Annotated in this window: 13 protein-coding genes and 1 tRNA gene; 4 read left to right on the top strand and 10 right to left on the bottom strand. The window is 71.6% G+C overall.

Annotated elements, in window-relative coordinates; all coding sequences use genetic code 11:
- Positions 1–112: 112 nt before the first annotated feature.
- Entirely contained in the window at positions 113–1,270 is a 1,158-nt protein-coding gene (locus tag RR49_RS03290) for an AI-2E family transporter (RefSeq protein ID WP_045246637.1), read from the top strand.
- Positions 1,271–1,272: 2 nt separating this feature from the next.
- Positions 1,273–2,304 (top strand): ATP-dependent DNA ligase, encoded by a 1,032-nt coding sequence (locus RR49_RS03285; RefSeq protein ID WP_045246636.1) that lies wholly within the window; start codon positions 1,273–1,275, stop codon positions 2,302–2,304.
- A gap of 136 nt (positions 2,305–2,440) precedes the next feature.
- Here RR49_RS03285 and ligD read toward each other — a convergent pair whose 3' ends face one another.
- From ligD to RR49_RS03270, 3 genes are all read right to left on the bottom strand, one after another.
- A complete protein-coding gene (ligD, locus tag RR49_RS03280; RefSeq protein ID WP_045246635.1) occupies positions 2,441–3,460 on the bottom strand; it encodes a non-homologous end-joining DNA ligase in 1,020 nt (339 codons plus the stop codon).
- A 40-nt stretch (positions 3,461–3,500) separates the two neighbouring features.
- Complete coding sequence (locus RR49_RS03275) at positions 3,501–4,589, bottom strand: SseB family protein (RefSeq protein ID WP_048809335.1); 1,089 nt, start codon at positions 4,587–4,589, stop codon at positions 3,501–3,503.
- Between the two features lie 85 nt (positions 4,590–4,674).
- A complete protein-coding gene (locus RR49_RS03270) occupies positions 4,675–7,071 on the bottom strand; it encodes an ATP-dependent helicase (protein WP_045246634.1) in 2,397 nt (798 codons plus the stop codon).
- A gap of 116 nt (positions 7,072–7,187) precedes the next feature.
- Here RR49_RS03270 and RR49_RS15630 point away from each other — a divergent pair.
- Positions 7,188–7,263: transfer RNA gene (locus tag RR49_RS15630), tRNA-Met, on the top strand.
- A gap of 50 nt (positions 7,264–7,313) precedes the next feature.
- On the opposite strand, the gene RR49_RS03265 is transcribed toward RR49_RS15630, so the two are convergent.
- A complete protein-coding gene (locus RR49_RS03265; RefSeq protein WP_245610942.1) occupies positions 7,314–8,333 on the bottom strand; it encodes a glycerophosphodiester phosphodiesterase family protein in 1,020 nt (339 codons plus the stop codon).
- Between the two features lie 140 nt (positions 8,334–8,473).
- On the opposite strand from RR49_RS03265, the gene RR49_RS03260 reads away from it, so the two are divergent.
- Entirely contained in the window at positions 8,474–9,382 is a 909-nt protein-coding gene (locus RR49_RS03260; protein WP_045246633.1) for a Bax inhibitor-1/YccA family protein, read from the top strand.
- Between the two features lie 138 nt (positions 9,383–9,520).
- On the opposite strand, the gene RR49_RS03255 is transcribed toward RR49_RS03260, so the two are convergent.
- The 6 genes from RR49_RS03255 to RR49_RS03230 all read right to left on the bottom strand — a co-directional run bounded on the left by RR49_RS03255 (position 9,521) and on the right by RR49_RS03230 (position 15,443).
- Positions 9,521–10,861, bottom strand: a complete 1,341-nt coding sequence (locus RR49_RS03255; protein ID WP_045246632.1) for a glycosyltransferase — start codon at positions 10,859–10,861, stop codon at positions 9,521–9,523.
- 3 nt (positions 10,862–10,864) lie between these two features.
- Entirely contained in the window at positions 10,865–11,305 is a 441-nt protein-coding gene (locus RR49_RS03250; protein ID WP_048809333.1) for a nitroreductase/quinone reductase family protein, read from the bottom strand.
- A gap of 67 nt (positions 11,306–11,372) precedes the next feature.
- Entirely contained in the window at positions 11,373–12,956 is a 1,584-nt protein-coding gene (gene guaA / locus RR49_RS03245) for a glutamine-hydrolyzing GMP synthase (protein WP_045246630.1), read from the bottom strand.
- A complete protein-coding gene (locus RR49_RS03240; RefSeq protein ID WP_045246629.1) occupies positions 12,953–13,438 on the bottom strand; it encodes a DUF3817 domain-containing protein in 486 nt (161 codons plus the stop codon). Before RR49_RS03240 ends, guaA begins: the two co-directional genes overlap by 4 nt.
- Positions 13,439–13,461: 23 nt before the next feature.
- The gene (locus tag RR49_RS03235; RefSeq protein WP_084603788.1) at positions 13,462–14,256 is read right to left on the bottom strand and encodes an SURF1 family protein; all 795 of its coding nucleotides are present in this window, start codon (positions 14,254–14,256) and stop codon (positions 13,462–13,464) included.
- Between the two features lie 71 nt (positions 14,257–14,327).
- Positions 14,328–15,443 (bottom strand): GuaB3 family IMP dehydrogenase-related protein, encoded by a 1,116-nt coding sequence (locus tag RR49_RS03230; protein WP_045246642.1) that lies wholly within the window; start codon positions 15,441–15,443, stop codon positions 14,328–14,330.
- Positions 15,444–15,448: the final 5 nt, after the last annotated feature.

Raw genomic sequence — 15,448 nt, 5'->3', positions numbered from 1 at the left:
TACCCGCGGTGACGCATGGAATCGACGCGCAGACGTTGATTCGGCCCGCCGCCTATCGCCCCGCCCAGGCAACCCCCTGTCTCACCCGCCGCACGAACGCTAGCGTCGGGGCATGGGACTGCTCCGACGACGACGCTCCGCTCCGCCGACCGCGCGCGCCATCACCGCGCCCGACCTTCCGCCCCTCTCGCCACGCTCCCGCCTCGCCGCGCTGTGGACCGACGGCTTCGGCACGCTCGCGACGCGGGCGCTGCAGATCATCGTCGTGGTGGCGCTGCTCGCGGGGGCGATCTGGGGCATCCGCTCGTTGACGGTGGTGGTCATCCCGCTGCTGCTGGCACTGATCCTCGCGTCGGCGTTCGCGCCGGTGATGGGCGCGATGCGGCGCCGAGGGGTGCCGGATGTCGCGGCCACCCTGATCACGCTGTTCACGATCCTCGTGCTGCTCAGCCTCGTCGGTTGGCTGATCGTCTGGGCCGTGCGGGACCAGTTCGACGAACTGTCGACGCAGGCGCAGAGCGGGTTCGAGCACTTCCTGGAGTGGATCGCGACACTGCCGATCGCGATCGACGCCGCGCAGATCGATGACTGGCTGACCGCCGCGCGCGGATTCGTGACGAGCGCGCAGTTCGGCTCGGGCGCGCTCGCGGGCGTGAGCGCGGTGGCGACGTTCCTCACCTCGCTCGTGCTGCTGGTCGTCGTGCTGTTCTTCTTCCTGAAGGACGGCGCACGCATGTGGAGCTTCCTGCTGCGCCCCTTCGAGGGAGCGCACTACGCGCGGGCGCGCCGCATCGGCACCAAGACGGTGTCGGTGCTCGGGTCGTACGTGCGCGGCACGGCGGCGGTCGCGGCGGTCGATGCGGTCGGTATCCTCATCGGCCTCCTGATCCTGCAGGTGCCCCTCGCGATCCCGCTGGCGGTGCTCGTCTTCCTGCTCGCGTTCATCCCGATCGTGGGAGCGACGGTCGCGGGCATCCTCGCGGCACTCGTCGCACTCGTCGCGAACGGCTGGGTCAACGCCCTGCTCGTCGTCGGCGTGGTGGTGCTCGTGAACCAGCTGGAGGGCAACTTCCTGCAGCCGGTGCTCATGGGGCGCTCCATGAGGCTGCACGCGTTCGTCGTCCTCATCGCGTTGACGGTCGGAACGGTGCTCGGCGGCGTGATCGGGGCTGTGCTCGCCGTGCCGATCACGGCGGTCGTGTGGGGGGCGGTGCAGGTCTGGGACGGCCCGCAGCTGCCCGCCCGGTGGGCGCGGGCGAAGGCGAGGTGACTATGCGCTACGACGTGCCGGCGCCGATGCTCGCCAAGGGTGTCGATGCGATCCCGGATGCCGCGGGCCTCTCGTTCGAGCCGAAGTGGGATGGTTTCCGCGTGCTCGCCGCGTGGGACGGCACCGAGGTCGAGCTGGCGTCACGTGGCGCGAAGCCGCTGACCCGCTACTTCCCCGAGATCGTCGATGCGCTCCCCCGGGTGCTGCCCGGCCCGTGCGTGATCGACGGCGAGCTGGTCGTCGCGACCGGGGAGCCGGGTGCACAGCGGCTCGACTGGGAGGCGCTGAGCGCCCGCATCCATCCGGCGGCGTCGCGTGTCACGCGCCTCGCCACGGAGACCCCCGCGATGCTGATCGCGTTCGACCTGATCGCGGAGGGCGACGACCCGCTGGTCGATGCGCCCTTCCGTGAGCGCCGCGCGCGGCTCGAACGGATGCTGGCCGGGGTGGGGCATCCGGTTCATCTGACCCGTACCACCCTCGACGCCGATGTCGCCGGTCGCTGGCTGGCCGAGTTCGAGGGGGCGGGGCTCGACGGTGTCGTCGCGAAGCGGCTCGATGAGCCGTATGCGCCGGGCAAGCGCACGATGCTGAAGATCAAGCATGCGCGCACGGCCGATGTCGTCGCGCTCGGCTACCGCGTGCATGCGTCGGGCGCGGGCGTCGGGTCGCTGCTGGTCGGACTGTACGGCGATGACGGCGAGCTGCGGCAGGTCGGCGGGGTGTCGGCGTTCACCGCGGCGCGCCGGCTCGAGCTCGTCGACGAGCTTGCCCCGCTCGTCGAGCGCGACGCCGACGGAGAGGTCGTGACGGGTGCGGGCGAACGGTCGAGGTTCACCGGTTCGAAGGATGTCTCGTTCGTGCGCCTGCGGCCCGAGCGCGTGCTCGAGGTGCGCTACGACCAGCTCGAGGGAGCTCGGTTCCGGCATACGGTGCAGTTCGAGAGATGGCGTCCCGATCGGGATGCCGCGTCGTGCACCTTCGCGCAGCTCGAGCAGATCGCGGCGTACGATCTCGCCGCCGTTCTCGACTGAGCGCCGCGCGGGCGCTGCCCCCGTTACCGCCGAATCCACGGGTGGGCGTCGAGTCCACGTCATCCCGTCGCAGGTGAAGCAGGGATTCGGCTCGCGCGAGTGGATTCGGCGATAGGGGGCGGGGTGCGCCCGCGGGTCAGTCCTTCTTCGCGCGGCTGGGCTGCACGCGCGGCGGCTCGCCGGGCATCTTGGGGAACTCGGGCGGGAACGGAAGCTCGCCAAGCCCGGCCTCGAGGTCGCGCTGCCACCAGTCGAGAAGCACGTCGATGCGACCCGGCGCGGCCGCGAACCCTTCCCAGGGGTCGCCGACCGCGGCGAGGCGCTCGGGCACGCTCTGCACGGTGAAGGTGTGCGGGTCGAGACCATCGAGCTCGTCCCACCGCAGCGGCGTCGACACCGTCGCGGCCGCCGTCGCGCGCGGGCTGTAGGCACCCGCCATCGTGCGGTCGCGGTTGGCCTGGTTGAAGTCGACGAAGATGCGCTGCCCGCGCTCTTCCTTCCACCACGCTGTCGTGACCTGGTCGGGGAGCCGTCGTTCCAGCTCGCGCGCCACCGCGATGACGGCGTGGCGCACATCCAGGAACTCATGCGTCGGCTCGATGGGACAGAAGACATGGATGCCGCGGTTCCCGCTCGTCTTCAGCCACGCCGTCAACCCGGCGTCCGCGAGCAGCTCGCGCAGCACGGGCGCGACGGCCGCGGCCTCGCGGAAGCCGGTGCCTGACTGCGGGTCGAGGTCGATGCGCAGCTCGACGGGGAGGTCGGGCGCCGCGGCGAGCGAGGCCCACGGGTGGAAGACGACGGTGTTCATCTGCGCCGCCCACACGACGGCCGCGGGCTCGGTGAGCACGAGCTGCGGGTGCACCCGTCCGCTCGGGTAGGTGACGTCGACCGCTTCCACGTACGCGGGGGCGCCCTTGGGCGGATTCTTGGAGAAGAAGCTGTCGCCGTCGATGCCGCCGGGAAACCGCTCGAGCGACACCGGGCGCTGCCCGTTCGCCTCAAGGAAAGGCCCCGCCACGGCGATGAGGTATTCGGCGAGCTCCCGCTTGGTGATGCCCGATTCCGCCCAGATGACGCGGTCGGGGCTCGACAGCGAGATCTCCCGATCGCCGTGGGGCCCCGGGACGATGAGGGTCAGTCTGTCGCCGGACATGGCCTCACCTTAGGGCGCATCGCGCGGGAGCGCCGGGACCTTAGGGCGCATCGAGCGCGAGTACGGCGGCGAGGTCGGTGCGGGTGAGGGAGATCCACGGTCCGGCCGGATCCACAATGACTCCGGTGATGCCGTCGTCACTGCGCAGCGCGGCGCCGAGCTGCGGGCCCGTGATCTGCACGGGCTCGTCGCCGCGGCCGAGCGCGATGAGCTCGAGCGGGTGCGAGAACACCTCGATGTAGCGGGTGCCGTCTTCGGTGTGCACCTCCGCGATGCCCATGTCGCCCGACTCGGTGGTGCGGGCGGCGAGCCACAGGGGCGCGCTGACGAGCACACCGGCGACGGCGGCGGGGGTGGCGGCATCCCGAGCACCGAGCAGCAGGGTCTTGACGGCGAGCTCGGGGTCGAGGTCGACCAGCGCACGCTCGAGCAGCTGCCGCGGCAGGATCGCGGAATGCGGAGTGGAGGCGTGGTCGATCGCGATGCCCGCGAAGTCATCGGTGAGCACCTCGTTCAGCACCTCGATCGCGGGCTTCGAGACGGCGGATGTGTCGGTGTCGCCGTCGGCATTCACGGCGTCTCGCAGCGCCTCGCCGCCTGAGAAGACGAGCGCGAACCGCTCGTCGCCGCGGGTCGCGATCGACAGCGGCAACTCCTTGCCCGCGTCGACGAGGGCGCGGGCGTCGCCCTTGACCCGCAGGTAGAGGTGCCCCTGCAGCAGCTGACGGGCGACGTTCATGAGCTGGGGCGCCGGCGCGTCGGCGACCAGGGCGGCGAGCGCCGCCTTGAGCAGCACGTTGTCGGGCATGCCGGGCACGGCCTCGGTGACGGCGGGCATCTCGGGCGAGGGCAGCGTGAAGGGTGCCGGCGCCGGAACGGCGGCCGGCGCGGCGCCCGGCCCACCGAACGTGGAGATCGAGATCGACACTTCGGGAACGGCGTCGGCGATGGAGGCTGCTGCGGCGGCCGCGGTGATGTCGCCCTCACCGGAAGCGGTGCCGTCGGTGGTGTTGCCGGCAGCAGTGCCGACAGCCGATGCGGCGGCGATCTCGCCCGTCGGCGCGGGGGCCGCGACATCCGTCGATTCGGAAGCGGCGTTCGGCGCGGGGCGTCGGGAGAAGAGGGCCATGGGCACAGCCTACGTCGGGGCTCGGACGGGCCCTATCGGTGGTGTGGACAGTTGTGGGCGCGGCGGCCGACGGCCGGTGAACGCGTCAGATCTTCTCGATCGGCGCGATCTTGACGAGCAGCTTCTTGGCCGCCCCCGAGTCGAAGCGCACGTGCGCGATGCGCTTCGCGCCCTCACCGGTGACCGCGTCGACGCGTCCCTCGCCGAAGTCGTCGTGACGGATGCGGTCGCCCGCCGCGAGTTCCATGTCGCCGTTGTCACGCACTTTCGCGGGCACCTTGTTCGCGAAGCGGTCGAGCGAGGTGGACTTCGGCAGGAGCGCGGGGGTGTCGTTGCGGAATCCGCCGCGGGAGCCCGAGCCGCCGCCGAACCGGGGCGGAGCCTGGCGCACGAGGTCGGCGGGCGATTGGCGCCAGTCGACGAGGTCGGCGGGGATCTCCTGCAGGAAGCGGCTCGGCACGGCGGAGGCGATCTCGCCGAACTGCGCGCGGGTCATGGCGAGGGAGAGGTAGAGCCGCTTGCGCGCGCGGGTGACGCCGACGTAGAAGAGGCGGCGCTCTTCGGCGGGGCCGCCGGGCTCGCCGGCCGAGATGCGGTGCGGCAGCAGGTCTTCCTCGACGCCGGTGATGAAGACGGCGTCGTACTCGAGACCCTTGGCGGTGTGCAGGGTCATGAGCGAGACCGAGCCGGAGGCGTCGTCGAGGTCGTCGGCGTCGGAGACGAGGGCGACCTCGGCGAGGAAGTCGATGACGGTGCCGTCGGGGTTGTTGCGCGCGAACTCGCGGGCGACGGCGACGAACTCGTCGAGGTTCTCGACGCGCGCCTCGTCTTGCGGGTCGCGGCTCATGCGCAGCGCGTCGAGGTAGCCGCTGCGTCCCAGCAGCAGCGAGAGCCCGTCGGCGACGGCGGTGGGCGGGGCCACTTCGCCGGTGGCGGGCAGCATGATCTCGGATGCCGCACCCAGCACGCCGTGCAGATGGGTGATGGCGGTCTGCAGCTTGGGGCCGACGCCGAGGTCGCCGGCGTGGCCGAGTGCCTCGCGGAAGGTGATGCCGCGGTCGGCGGCGAAGCGGCTGATGGTCTCGATGGAGACGTCGCCGATGCCGCGCTTGGGCTTGTTGACGATGCGGCGCAGCGCCATCTCGTCGGCCGGGTTGGCGACGGCGGTGAGGTAGGCGAGGGCGTCCTTGATCTCGGCGCGCTCGTAGAACTTGGTGCCGCCCATGATCTTGTAGGGCACGGCAGCGCGGATGAGGATCTCTTCGAGCGCACGCGACTGGGCGTTGGTGCGGTAGAAGACGGCGACCTGGGAGTAGTCGACGCCGCTGCGGTGGATGGCCTCGATCTCGTCCGCGACGAACTGGGCCTCGTCGTGCTGCGAGTAGCCGGTGTATCCGACGATGCGCTCGCCGGCGCCGGAGTCGGTCCAGAGGTTCTTCGCCTTGCGGTCGAAGTTGTGGCCGATGACCGCGTTGGCGGCGGAGAGGATGTTCTGCGTCGACCGGTAGTTCTGCTCGAGCAGCACGACGCGGGCGCCGGGGAAGTCGCGTTCGAACTCGCTGATGTTGCGGATGTCGGCGCCGCGGAACGCGTAGATCGACTGGTCGGAGTCGCCCACGACCGTCAGCGACGCGCCCTCGAGCTCGGGCGCGTGCTCGGGTTCGAAGATCATCATGCCGCCACTGGAATACGCCTCGGCGGCGCCGACGACGGGGCGGGTGAGCTCGTGGATGAGTGCGTACTGGGCCGCGTTGGTGTCCTGGTACTCGTCGACGAGGATGTGCCGGAACCGCTTGCGGTAGGCGTCGGCGACCGCCGGGAACGCGCGGAAGAGGTAAACGGTCTGCGCGATCAGGTCGTCGAAGTCGAAGGCGTTTGCCCGCTGCAGCGCGCGCTCGTAGTCGCCGAAGAGCTCGGAGAAGAGGCGTTCGGCGGGGTCGGAGAGGTTGGCCTGGCGGGCGAAAGCCGCGGCATCCGTCAGTTCGTTCTTGAGGCGGGAGATGCGGCCCTGCACGCCCGCGGGGCTGAGTCCGAAGCGCTCGGCCTCGCGGTCTTTCACAAGGCGCTTGATGAGCGCGCGGGAGTCGCCGGAGTCGTAGATCGTGAACGACGAGGTGAAGCCGAAGTTCTCGGCCTCGCGCCGCAGGATGCGCACGCACGCCGAGTGGAAGGTCGAGATCCACATGCCGCGGGCGCTCTCGCCGACCAGCTGGCCGACGCGTTCGCGCATCTCGCCGGCGGCCTTGTTCGTGAACGTGATCGCGAGGATCTGACTCGGCCACGCCTCGCGGCGACGCAGCAGCGACGCGATGCGGTGCGTGAGCACGCGGGTCTTGCCCGACCCTGCCCCTGCCACGATCAGCAGCGCCGGTCCGCGGTAGGTCACGGCCTCGCGCTGCGGGGGGTTGAGCCCCTCGAGCAGGTCGTCGTCGACGCCGCCGGTGCCGCCGGGAACGACGACGGGAACGGATGACTCGACCATGGGCTCCCAGTTTAGAGGGGGCGGCGGACAGGCGATCCGGTCACGCAGGGTCATCCTCGGCAATAGTGCGAGACACGCCTTCCGGATGTCGCGGCCCCGGGTTAGCGTGAGGTCATCGCGGCGATCCGGGCGGTCCCGGGCACCGGCTCATACCCGGTCGTGTTGCGGGTTCGACTCCCGCCGTCGCGTCCACGTCGTCATGCACTATGCGCTTTCCGCATATCGGTGGTCGGCGCTCCCCGCTAGCCCCGCGCGAACCCGACCCCGAGCTCCGCGTGGTCGACGAACACCCCGTCGACCCCGCTCCCCCAGATCTCGCGCCACTCGCCGCGCCAGTCGCCGAACGCCGCGTCGCCGCCGCCGCGCCGGAACCGCTCCGACAGGAACGCGTTCTCGGGCCGCGCGGTCCAGGTGAACACGGCGAGGCCGCGGGCGTGTGCGTCGGCGACGACGCGACGGCGCGCGGGGTCGAGCAGCAGCGCCTTGTCGACGCTGATGCCGTCGACCTGACCGGCGAGCGCGTCGAGACCGTCGGGGGTCAGCTGCGACGCGTAGGTGGCGGCATCCTCACCGTCGGCGGCGATGAGATCGGCGGCGGCGCCCTCTGCCTCGACGAGGTACACGTACGACGCGGCGACACCCCGTTGCTGCAGCGCCGTGAGCACTCCCTGCTCGAACGACTCGATGACGACCGGGCCGGAGAACCCCGCCGCGGCGAGATCGCGGGCGACGAGCGCGGCGAGGTCCCACCCGCGCGCGGCGAAGTGGGCGGCGTGCTTGACCTCGATCACGATGCCGACCTCGCGACCGACACGATCGGATGCCGCGGCCACCAGCGCGAGCAGATCAGGCAGCCGCAGCATCGGCTCGGCGCCGTCGAACCGCGCCGACGCCTCGCGCAGCGCGGGGATCCGCTCGCGGCACCGCAGCGTCGCCAGCTCCGCCCAGGTGAAGTCGTCGGTGAACCAGCCGTCGAGCTCGATGCCGTCGATCACCCGCCGGGTGCGGCGGTCGGCGAACTCAGGGCGGGTGGCGACATCCGTCGTCTCACCGATCTCGGCGTCGTGACGCACCACGAGCACGCCGTCGCGCGAGACCACCACGTCGGGCTCGACCGCGTCGACGCCCGACTCGATCGCGAGCAGGTACGACGAGCGGGTGTGCTCGGGGCGATAGCCGGGGGCGCCGCGGTGCCCGATGACGATCGGCCCGTCGTCCGGAGTGCGGTCGAAGGCGGCGAGCAGGCGTTCCCGGGGTGACACGCGCTCAGGGTACTCGTCGCACGTGTCGCGCGAGCGCTCAAAGCGCACTCACAGGGTCTCCCTTCGACCCGCGAGATTCCGGGCGTTATCGTGGAAGTGCGGCACCGTGCCGCCACCTGACATTGGAGTGTGATCCGGCGATGGCCTCGTCCAACCCCGCGTTCAACAACCCCGCCTTCCAAGACCAGAGCGCCGTGCGCGCTCGCGGCGGACAGCCCGCCGGCGGCGTGGGTCTGACCCCGCCCCCCGCGACGACGGATGCCGCGACCACCGCGCACCTCGAGGGCGTCTACGCCTCCCCGTCCGCCGACGCGGTCGCGACCGGGCGCATGACGATCGAGGACACCGTCCTCAAGACGCTCTCGCTCTTCGCGATCCTGCTGGTCGCCGCCGTCGCCGGCTGGATCTGGACGATGGCCCCCGTCACCGCCGCGAACCCGGCGCCCTCGATGGCCCCGTGGCTCATCGGCGCGATCGGCGGCTTCATCCTCTCGATGGTCGTCATCTTCACCTCGCGCAAGAAGGTGCGTCCGGCGCTGATCTTCGCCTACGCGGCGTTCGAGGGCCTGTTCGTCGGCGGCATCTCGGCCTACTTCGAGTTCATCTGGCCCGGCATCGTGCTGCAGGCGACCCTCGCCACCCTCGCGGTGGTCGGCGTCACCCTGGCGCTGTTCGCGAGCGGCAAGATCCGCGCCTCGGCCCGCGCCACCAAGATCTTCCTGATCGCGATGGTCGGCTACCTGGTCTTCTCGCTGCTGAACGTGCTGCTCATGGCGTTCGGCGTGCTGAACTCCTCGAACGGCGGCGGCTTCGGACTGCTCTCGAGCGTGCACATCGCGGGCATCCCGCTCGGCCTCATCATCGGTGTGTTCGTCGTGATCCTCGCGGCCTACTCGCTCGTGCTCGACTTCGACTCCATCCAGCAGGGTGTGCGCAACGGCGCCCCCCGCCAGTTCGGATGGCTCGGCGGCTTCGGCATCATGGTCACGGTCGTCTGGCTCTACCTCGAGATCCTGCGCATGCTCGCGATCCTGCGCGGCAACAACTGACGCGAGTCTCCACGAAGGGGTCGTCCTGCGGGACGGCCCCTTCGTCATGTCCGGATGCCGCGCCGCGTCGCCTCTCCGCCGGCCTCGGCGTGAGCCCGCGGTGGCCTCGGCCCGCCCAGCCGTCACGCTGCCTCGGCGTCAGCCCGCGGCACGCTCCAGCGCGTGCCGCACGACGTCCGCCCAGCGCGGCATGACCGCCTCGGGCGTGTAGTCCGCCGCGACCTCGCGCCCGCGGGCGGACAGCGCGGCGCGGCGCGCGGGGTCGCGCAGCAGCGACGCGACGGCCTCACCGAGAGCCGCGGCATCCGCATCGTCGACGAGCACCCCGGCACCCGTGCCGAGCAGCTCCCGCGGCCCGTACCGCACGTCGTAGCTGACCACCGGGCAGCCGTGTCCGAGGGCCTCGAGAGCCGCGAGCCCCTGCCCCTCGAACGCCGTGGCCTGCACGAGCAGCGCGGCCCGCTCGAGCACCGCGCCGGGTTCGGTCGTCGCACCGTGGAAGACGACGGATGCCCCGTGCCCGAGCTCATGCGCGAGGGCCTCGAGCTCGGCGCGCAGCGGGCCGTCGCCGACGACGTCGAGCACCGCGGCCGGCACCGCCTCGCGCACGATCGTCCAGGCGCGCAGGATGTCGGCGACCCGCTTGCCGGGCGCCAGCCGCCCGAGCACGACGACGTGGTCGCCGGCGCGGTCGGCGTCGGAGGCATCCGCCACCGGCACGGCGTTCGGCACCACCGCGTCGCCCGGCCGCGACCCGAACCGGGCCGTCACGTCGGCGAGCTGGCGGGCTGTCGGCCAGACGACCGCGGCGAAGCGCGGGGCGACGGCGAGCCAGCGTCGCCACAGCGCGTTGACCGGGGCGTCGGCGTCGTAGGGCGGCTCGAGATGGGCGGTGTGCACCGTGTGCACGAGCGCGACACCCGCCGGCAGCCGGTCGACCAGCAGCTCGCCGAGCTGCCGGGACTCGCACACCAGCACGACGGGCAGCCCGTCGGCGGGTCGCACGCCGGCGACGACATGGGCGATCCACGCCGCGTACAGCGCGCCGAACCCGTCGACGATGCCGGCGCCCGGCACCACGATGGGCGCGGTGCTCAGGTGCCAGTCCGGGTCGTGCACGACGGGCAGCTCGGTGACGACGGCGCCGTCGGGGGCCGTCACCGCCCGGTACTCGAGCACGTCGTCGCGTTCACCGGGGCGTGCCGCGGCGCGCAGCCACGCGGCATCCGCCACGACATCGTCGAACAGGTTACGGAACAGATCCGCGGATGCCGCATCCCCCCGAGCCACGAACGTCGCCCGCTGCGCGGCGTGGTCGGCCACCGCGCCGGGATCGACGGTGAGCAGCAGCGGCTGCCGCGCACCGGCGGCCGCGAACTGCCGGGCCCGGGCGAGCGTCGCCACCGTGTACCCGCCGTCGAGCCCGGGGATCAGGCGCGACGACAGCACGAGGTAGTGCGCGTCGGGGAACTCGGCCACGGCTCAGCCCGCGGCGGTCAGCCGGAACACGGGGAACCCGGTCGCGATCTGCGCCAGCTGCGCGTCGGTGGCGTTCTTGTCGACGCCCTCGAAGAACCGGCCGACCTCCCAGCCCCACGCCCGCAGGTACTCCCGCAGGACGGGGGTCTTGTCGGCGTCGGCGACCTCGCTCGCCGTGAACGGCTCGACCCGCCGGCCGTGACGCAGCTCGCCGGTGCCGGCGACCCGCAGGTTGCGCACCCACTGCGCCTCGCCGCGCGGCGCGACGAGGTAGCGCTCACCGCCGACGCGCAGCGGGTTCACAGGGGTCGTGCGCCACTCGCCCGACGAGCGCCCGCGCACCGCGAGCACGCGGGAGCCCGCGAGCGGCAGCCCGATGCGCGTGAAGAAGCCGACGGTGCGGTTGAAGACCTCGTCCGACGCGGTCGGCTTCACATAGCGCACGAGCCCACTCCCCTTCAGCCGCCGACGCGTCGGGCGGCCACACGGCGCACGCCCGCAGGCGCGCGCCTCACTCCCACTCGATGGTCCCCGGCGGCTTCGACGTCACGTCGAGCACGACGCGGTTCACGTCGCGCACCTCGTTGGTGATGCGGTTCGAGATGCGGCTGAGCACGTCGTACGGCAGACGCGTCCAGTCGGCGGTCATCGCGTCCTCGCTCGAGACGGGTCGCAGCACGATCGGGTGGCCGTAGGTGCGGCCGTCGCCCTGCACGCCCACCGAGCGCACGTCGGCGAGCAGCACCACCGGGCACTGCCAGATCTCGCCGTCGAGGCCCGCGCGCGTGAGCTCCTCGCGAGCGATCGCGTCGGCGTCCCGCAGGATCTCCAGACGCTCGCGCGTCACCGACCCGACGATGCGGATGCCGAGCCCGGGGCCCGGGAACGGTTGACGACCGACGATGACCTCGGGCAGTCCCAGCTCGCGCCCGATCGCGCGCACCTCGTCCTTGAAGAGGGTGCGCAGCGGCTCGACCAGCTCGAACTCGAGGTCGTCGGGAAGCCCGCCCACGTTGTGGTGGCTCTTGATGTTCGCGGTGCCGGTGCCGCCGCCCGACTCGACCACGTCGGGGTAGAGCGTGCCCTGCACGAGGAACTTCACCGGCTCGCCCGACGACTCGGCCTCGGCGACGAGCGCCGCCGCGGCCTGCTCGAAGGTGCGGATGAACTCGCGCCCGATGATCTTCCGCTTCTGCTCGGGGTCGCTCACGCCGTCGAGCGCCGCGAGGAACGTGTCGGCCGCGTCGACCGTCACGAGCCGCACGCCGGTCGCCGCGACGTAGTCGGTCTCGACCTGCTCGCGCTCGTTCTTGCGCAGGAGGCCGTGGTCGACGAACACGCACACGAGCTGCTCGCCGACGGCGCGCTGCACGAGCGCCGCCGCCACGGCCGAGTCGACACCGCCCGACAGGCCGCAGATCACGCGGGCCGAGCCCACCTGGGCGCGGATCTTCTCGACCTGCTCGGCGATGACGTTTCCGCTGTTCCAGTCGGCGGGTAGGCCCGCCGCGGTGTGCAGGAAGTTCTCGATGACCCGCTGGCCGTAGTCGGAGTGCTTGACCTCGGGATGCCACTGCACACCGTAGAAGCGGCGCTCGTCGCTGCCGAACGCGGCCACCGGCGTCGCCGACGTCGAGGCGAGCACCGTGAAGCCCTCGGGGGCGCGGGAGACCTGGTCGCCGTGGCTCATCCACACGTTCTGCTCGACCGGCTGACCGGCCAGCAGCACGCCGCCGTCACCCGTGACCGCGGCATCCGTCGCGCCGTACTCGCGCAGTCCCGTGTTCGCGACCTCGCCGCCGAGCGCCTGAGCCATCACCTGGAAGCCGTAGCAGATGCCGAGCGTCGGCACCCCGAGGTCGAACACGCCCGCGTCGAGGCTCGGCGCCCCCGGCTCGTACACCGACGACGGGCCGCCCGACAGGATGATGCCGACCGGGTTCTTCGCCGCGATCTCGGCCGCCGACGCGGTATGCGGCACGATCTCGCTGTAGACCCCGGCCTCCCGCACGCGGCGGGCGATGAGCTGGGCGTACTGGGCGCCGAAGTCGACGACCAGCACGGGGCGCTGGTCGGTGGTGGTCGAGTCGGTCACACGGTGCCTTCCGGAAGGGGCGAGGATGCGTCGGCGGCGGCCTTCTTCGCGGCGGCGGCGTCTTCGCGGGCGACGAGATAGTGCTTCACATCACGGGCGACGATGGCCTCCATGATGAACGAGAGGAACGGCACCACACCGCCCGCGGCGAGCATGAGGAAGCGCCAGAACGGCCACCGCATGAGGCTCCACACGCGGAAGCAGCTGAAGAGATAGACGACGTAGAACCAGCCATGGGCGATGAGGATGCCCAGCGACAGGTTGAGTCCGGTGCCGGTCGACTTTCCGAAGGCGTCGAGCGGCTGGAAGGAGAGGAAGCCGGCGTTGCCGCCGGCGAACAACTCGAGGCCGAATCCGTACTTGATGATCATCTCGGTCACCAGCAGCAGCAGCATCACACCGGTGATGGCCGAGCAGACCTGGTAGAACACGAGCGAGCCGCGGATGGCCGGGAACGAGGCGAGCTTGGGTCCGGCGGGCATGAGCCCATCCTACCCGGGCGGGATCAGGCCTCCGCGGGCAGCTCGTCGCCGTCTTCGCCGCCGCCGGTGAGCTCCTCGACCTCGCGCTCCCAGGCATCCTTCGCGAGGCGATACCAGAGGTAGAACGCGAAGCCGGCGAAGATCGCCCACTCGGCGGCGTAGAAGATGTTGAGCCAGTTCACCGAGGTGCCGCTGTCGACGGCGGGCGAGTGGATGGCATCCAGCCCCGCCGACGGCGTCTGGGCCGTGATGTAGGCGCGATACACGTTCAGGCCCGCGACGTCGTGCCAGCGCCCGAGCAGGGCCGCCGGCGACATACGGCTCAGCTCGAATGGGTCGCTCTTGGTCGCCGAGACGACCGGTCCCTCGTCGGCGATCACGCGCCCGATGACATCCACGCGCGCCGTCGGGTCGGCGGTCGCCTGGGCGTTGAGAGCGGATGCCGCGGCATCCGCCTGATCCTTCGACGTCGTGAAGCCGAGTGCCACTGCGACCGACGTGGGCTGGGCGACGTCGGCGATGCGGAGCTGCCCGGAGACCCAGTAGCCCTCGGTCTGGTCGTTCAGCCGTGAGGTGATGACGATGAAGTCATCCGGCACGTACGAGCCCGATACCTCGACGCGCTGACCCGCGAGTGGGTCGGGCAGGGCGATGCCCGGCTTCGTCACATCGGCGAGGGGCTGCACCTGCTCGCTCGCGCCCGGTGCGACCGGGCTGGTCGACAGGGCCCGTCCGAGCTGCCACTGCCCGAGCCACGCGAACACGCCCGCCACGACGAGGCACAGCAGGAGCATCGCGATCCACCGCGGGCGCAGCATGACCTCCCGCAGCGTCGGCGGGAAGACCTGCGGCGCATCGGCCTCGGCGGACGGGGTGACGGGTGCGCTCATCAGCTGCCGTACGGCGCGACCACGACCTCGACGCGCTGGAACTCCTTGAGGTCGGAGTAGCCGGTGGTCGCCATGGACTTCCGGAGCGCTCCGATGAGGTTCGTGGTGCCGTCGGCGACCGAGGCCGGGCCGTAGAGGATCTCCTCGAGGGTGCCGACCTGCGCGACCTTCACGCGGTGGCCGCGCGGGAGCTTCGGGTGGTGCGCCTCGGGTCCCCAGTGGAAGCCGAGCCCCGGGGCATCTGTCGCGCGCGCCAGCGCGACCCCGAGCATGACCGCGTCGGCGCCCATCGCGAGCGCCTTGACGATGTCGCCCGAGGTGCCGACACCGCCGTCGGCGATGACGTGCACGTAGCGGCCGCCCGACTCGTCGAGGTAGTCGCGACGGGCGGCGGCCACGTCGGAGACCGCGGTCGCCATGGGCGCGTGGATTCCCAGGGTCGCCCGGGTGGTGGATGCCGCGCCGCCGCCGAAGCCGACGAGCACGCCGGCCGCGCCCGTGCGCATGAGGTGCAGGGCCGCTGTGTAGGTCGCGGCGCCGCCGACGATGACCGGCACGTCGAGGTCGTAGATGAACTTCTTGAGGTTCAGCGGCTCGGCGACGCTCGAGACGTGCTCGGCGGAGACCGTCGTGCCGCGGATGACGAAGAGGTCGACACCGGCCGCGACCACGGTCTCGTAGAGGTCCTGCGTGCGCTGCGGGGTGAGGGCTCCGGCGACCGTGACGCCGGCCGCCCGGACCTCGGCCAGTCGCGCGCTCACGAGCTCGGGCTTGATGGGCTCGGAGTAGAGCTCCTGCATGCGGCGGGTGGCGTCGCACTCGTCGAGCGCCGCGATCTCGGCCAGCAGCGGCTCCGGGTCGTCGTAGCGCGTCCACAGACCTTCGAGGTCGAGCACGCCCAGCCCGCCGAGCTGTCCGAGCATGATCGCCGTGCGGGGGCTGACCACCGAGTCCATTGGGGCGCCGAGCACCGGCACCGTGAAGGGGAAGGCGTCGATCGTCCAGGCGGTCGAGACATCCTCAGGGTTGCGGGTGCGCCGCGACGGCACCACCGCGATGTCGTCGAAGGTGTAGGCGCGACGCGCACGCTTGGAGCGACCCAGCTCGATGTCCATGCTCA

The organism is Microbacterium ginsengisoli, from assembly GCF_000956535.1.
Lineage (GTDB): Bacteria > Actinomycetota > Actinomycetes > Actinomycetales > Microbacteriaceae > Microbacterium > Microbacterium ginsengisoli.
The sequence above is the reverse complement of the archived record's forward strand: the minus strand, read 5'-3'. Positions and strand labels throughout refer to the sequence as shown.

Coding starts and splice junctions, on each gene's coding strand:
- RR49_RS03290 (WP_045246637.1), top strand. CDS start 113: ATGGGACTGCTCCGACGACGACGCTCCGCTCCGCCGACCGCGCGCGCC.
- RR49_RS03285 (WP_045246636.1), top strand. CDS start 1,273: ATGCGCTACGACGTGCCGGCGCCGATGCTCGCCAAGGGTGTCGATGCG.
- ligD (WP_045246635.1), bottom strand. CDS start 3,460: ATGTCCGGCGACAGACTGACCCTCATCGTCCCGGGGCCCCACGGCGAT.
- RR49_RS03275 (WP_048809335.1), bottom strand. CDS start 4,589: ATGGCCCTCTTCTCCCGACGCCCCGCGCCGAACGCCGCTTCCGAATCG.
- RR49_RS03270 (WP_045246634.1), bottom strand. CDS start 7,071: ATGGTCGAGTCATCCGTTCCCGTCGTCGTTCCCGGCGGCACCGGCGGC.
- RR49_RS03260 (WP_045246633.1), top strand. CDS start 8,474: ATGGCCTCGTCCAACCCCGCGTTCAACAACCCCGCCTTCCAAGACCAG.
- RR49_RS03240 (WP_045246629.1), bottom strand. CDS start 13,438: ATGCCCGCCGGACCCAAGCTCGCCTCGTTCCCGGCCATCCGCGGCTCG.
- RR49_RS03235 (WP_084603788.1), bottom strand. CDS start 14,256: ATGCTGCGCCCGCGGTGGATCGCGATGCTCCTGCTGTGCCTCGTCGTG.
- RR49_RS03230 (WP_045246642.1), bottom strand. CDS start 15,443: ATGGACATCGAGCTGGGTCGCTCCAAGCGTGCGCGTCGCGCCTACACC.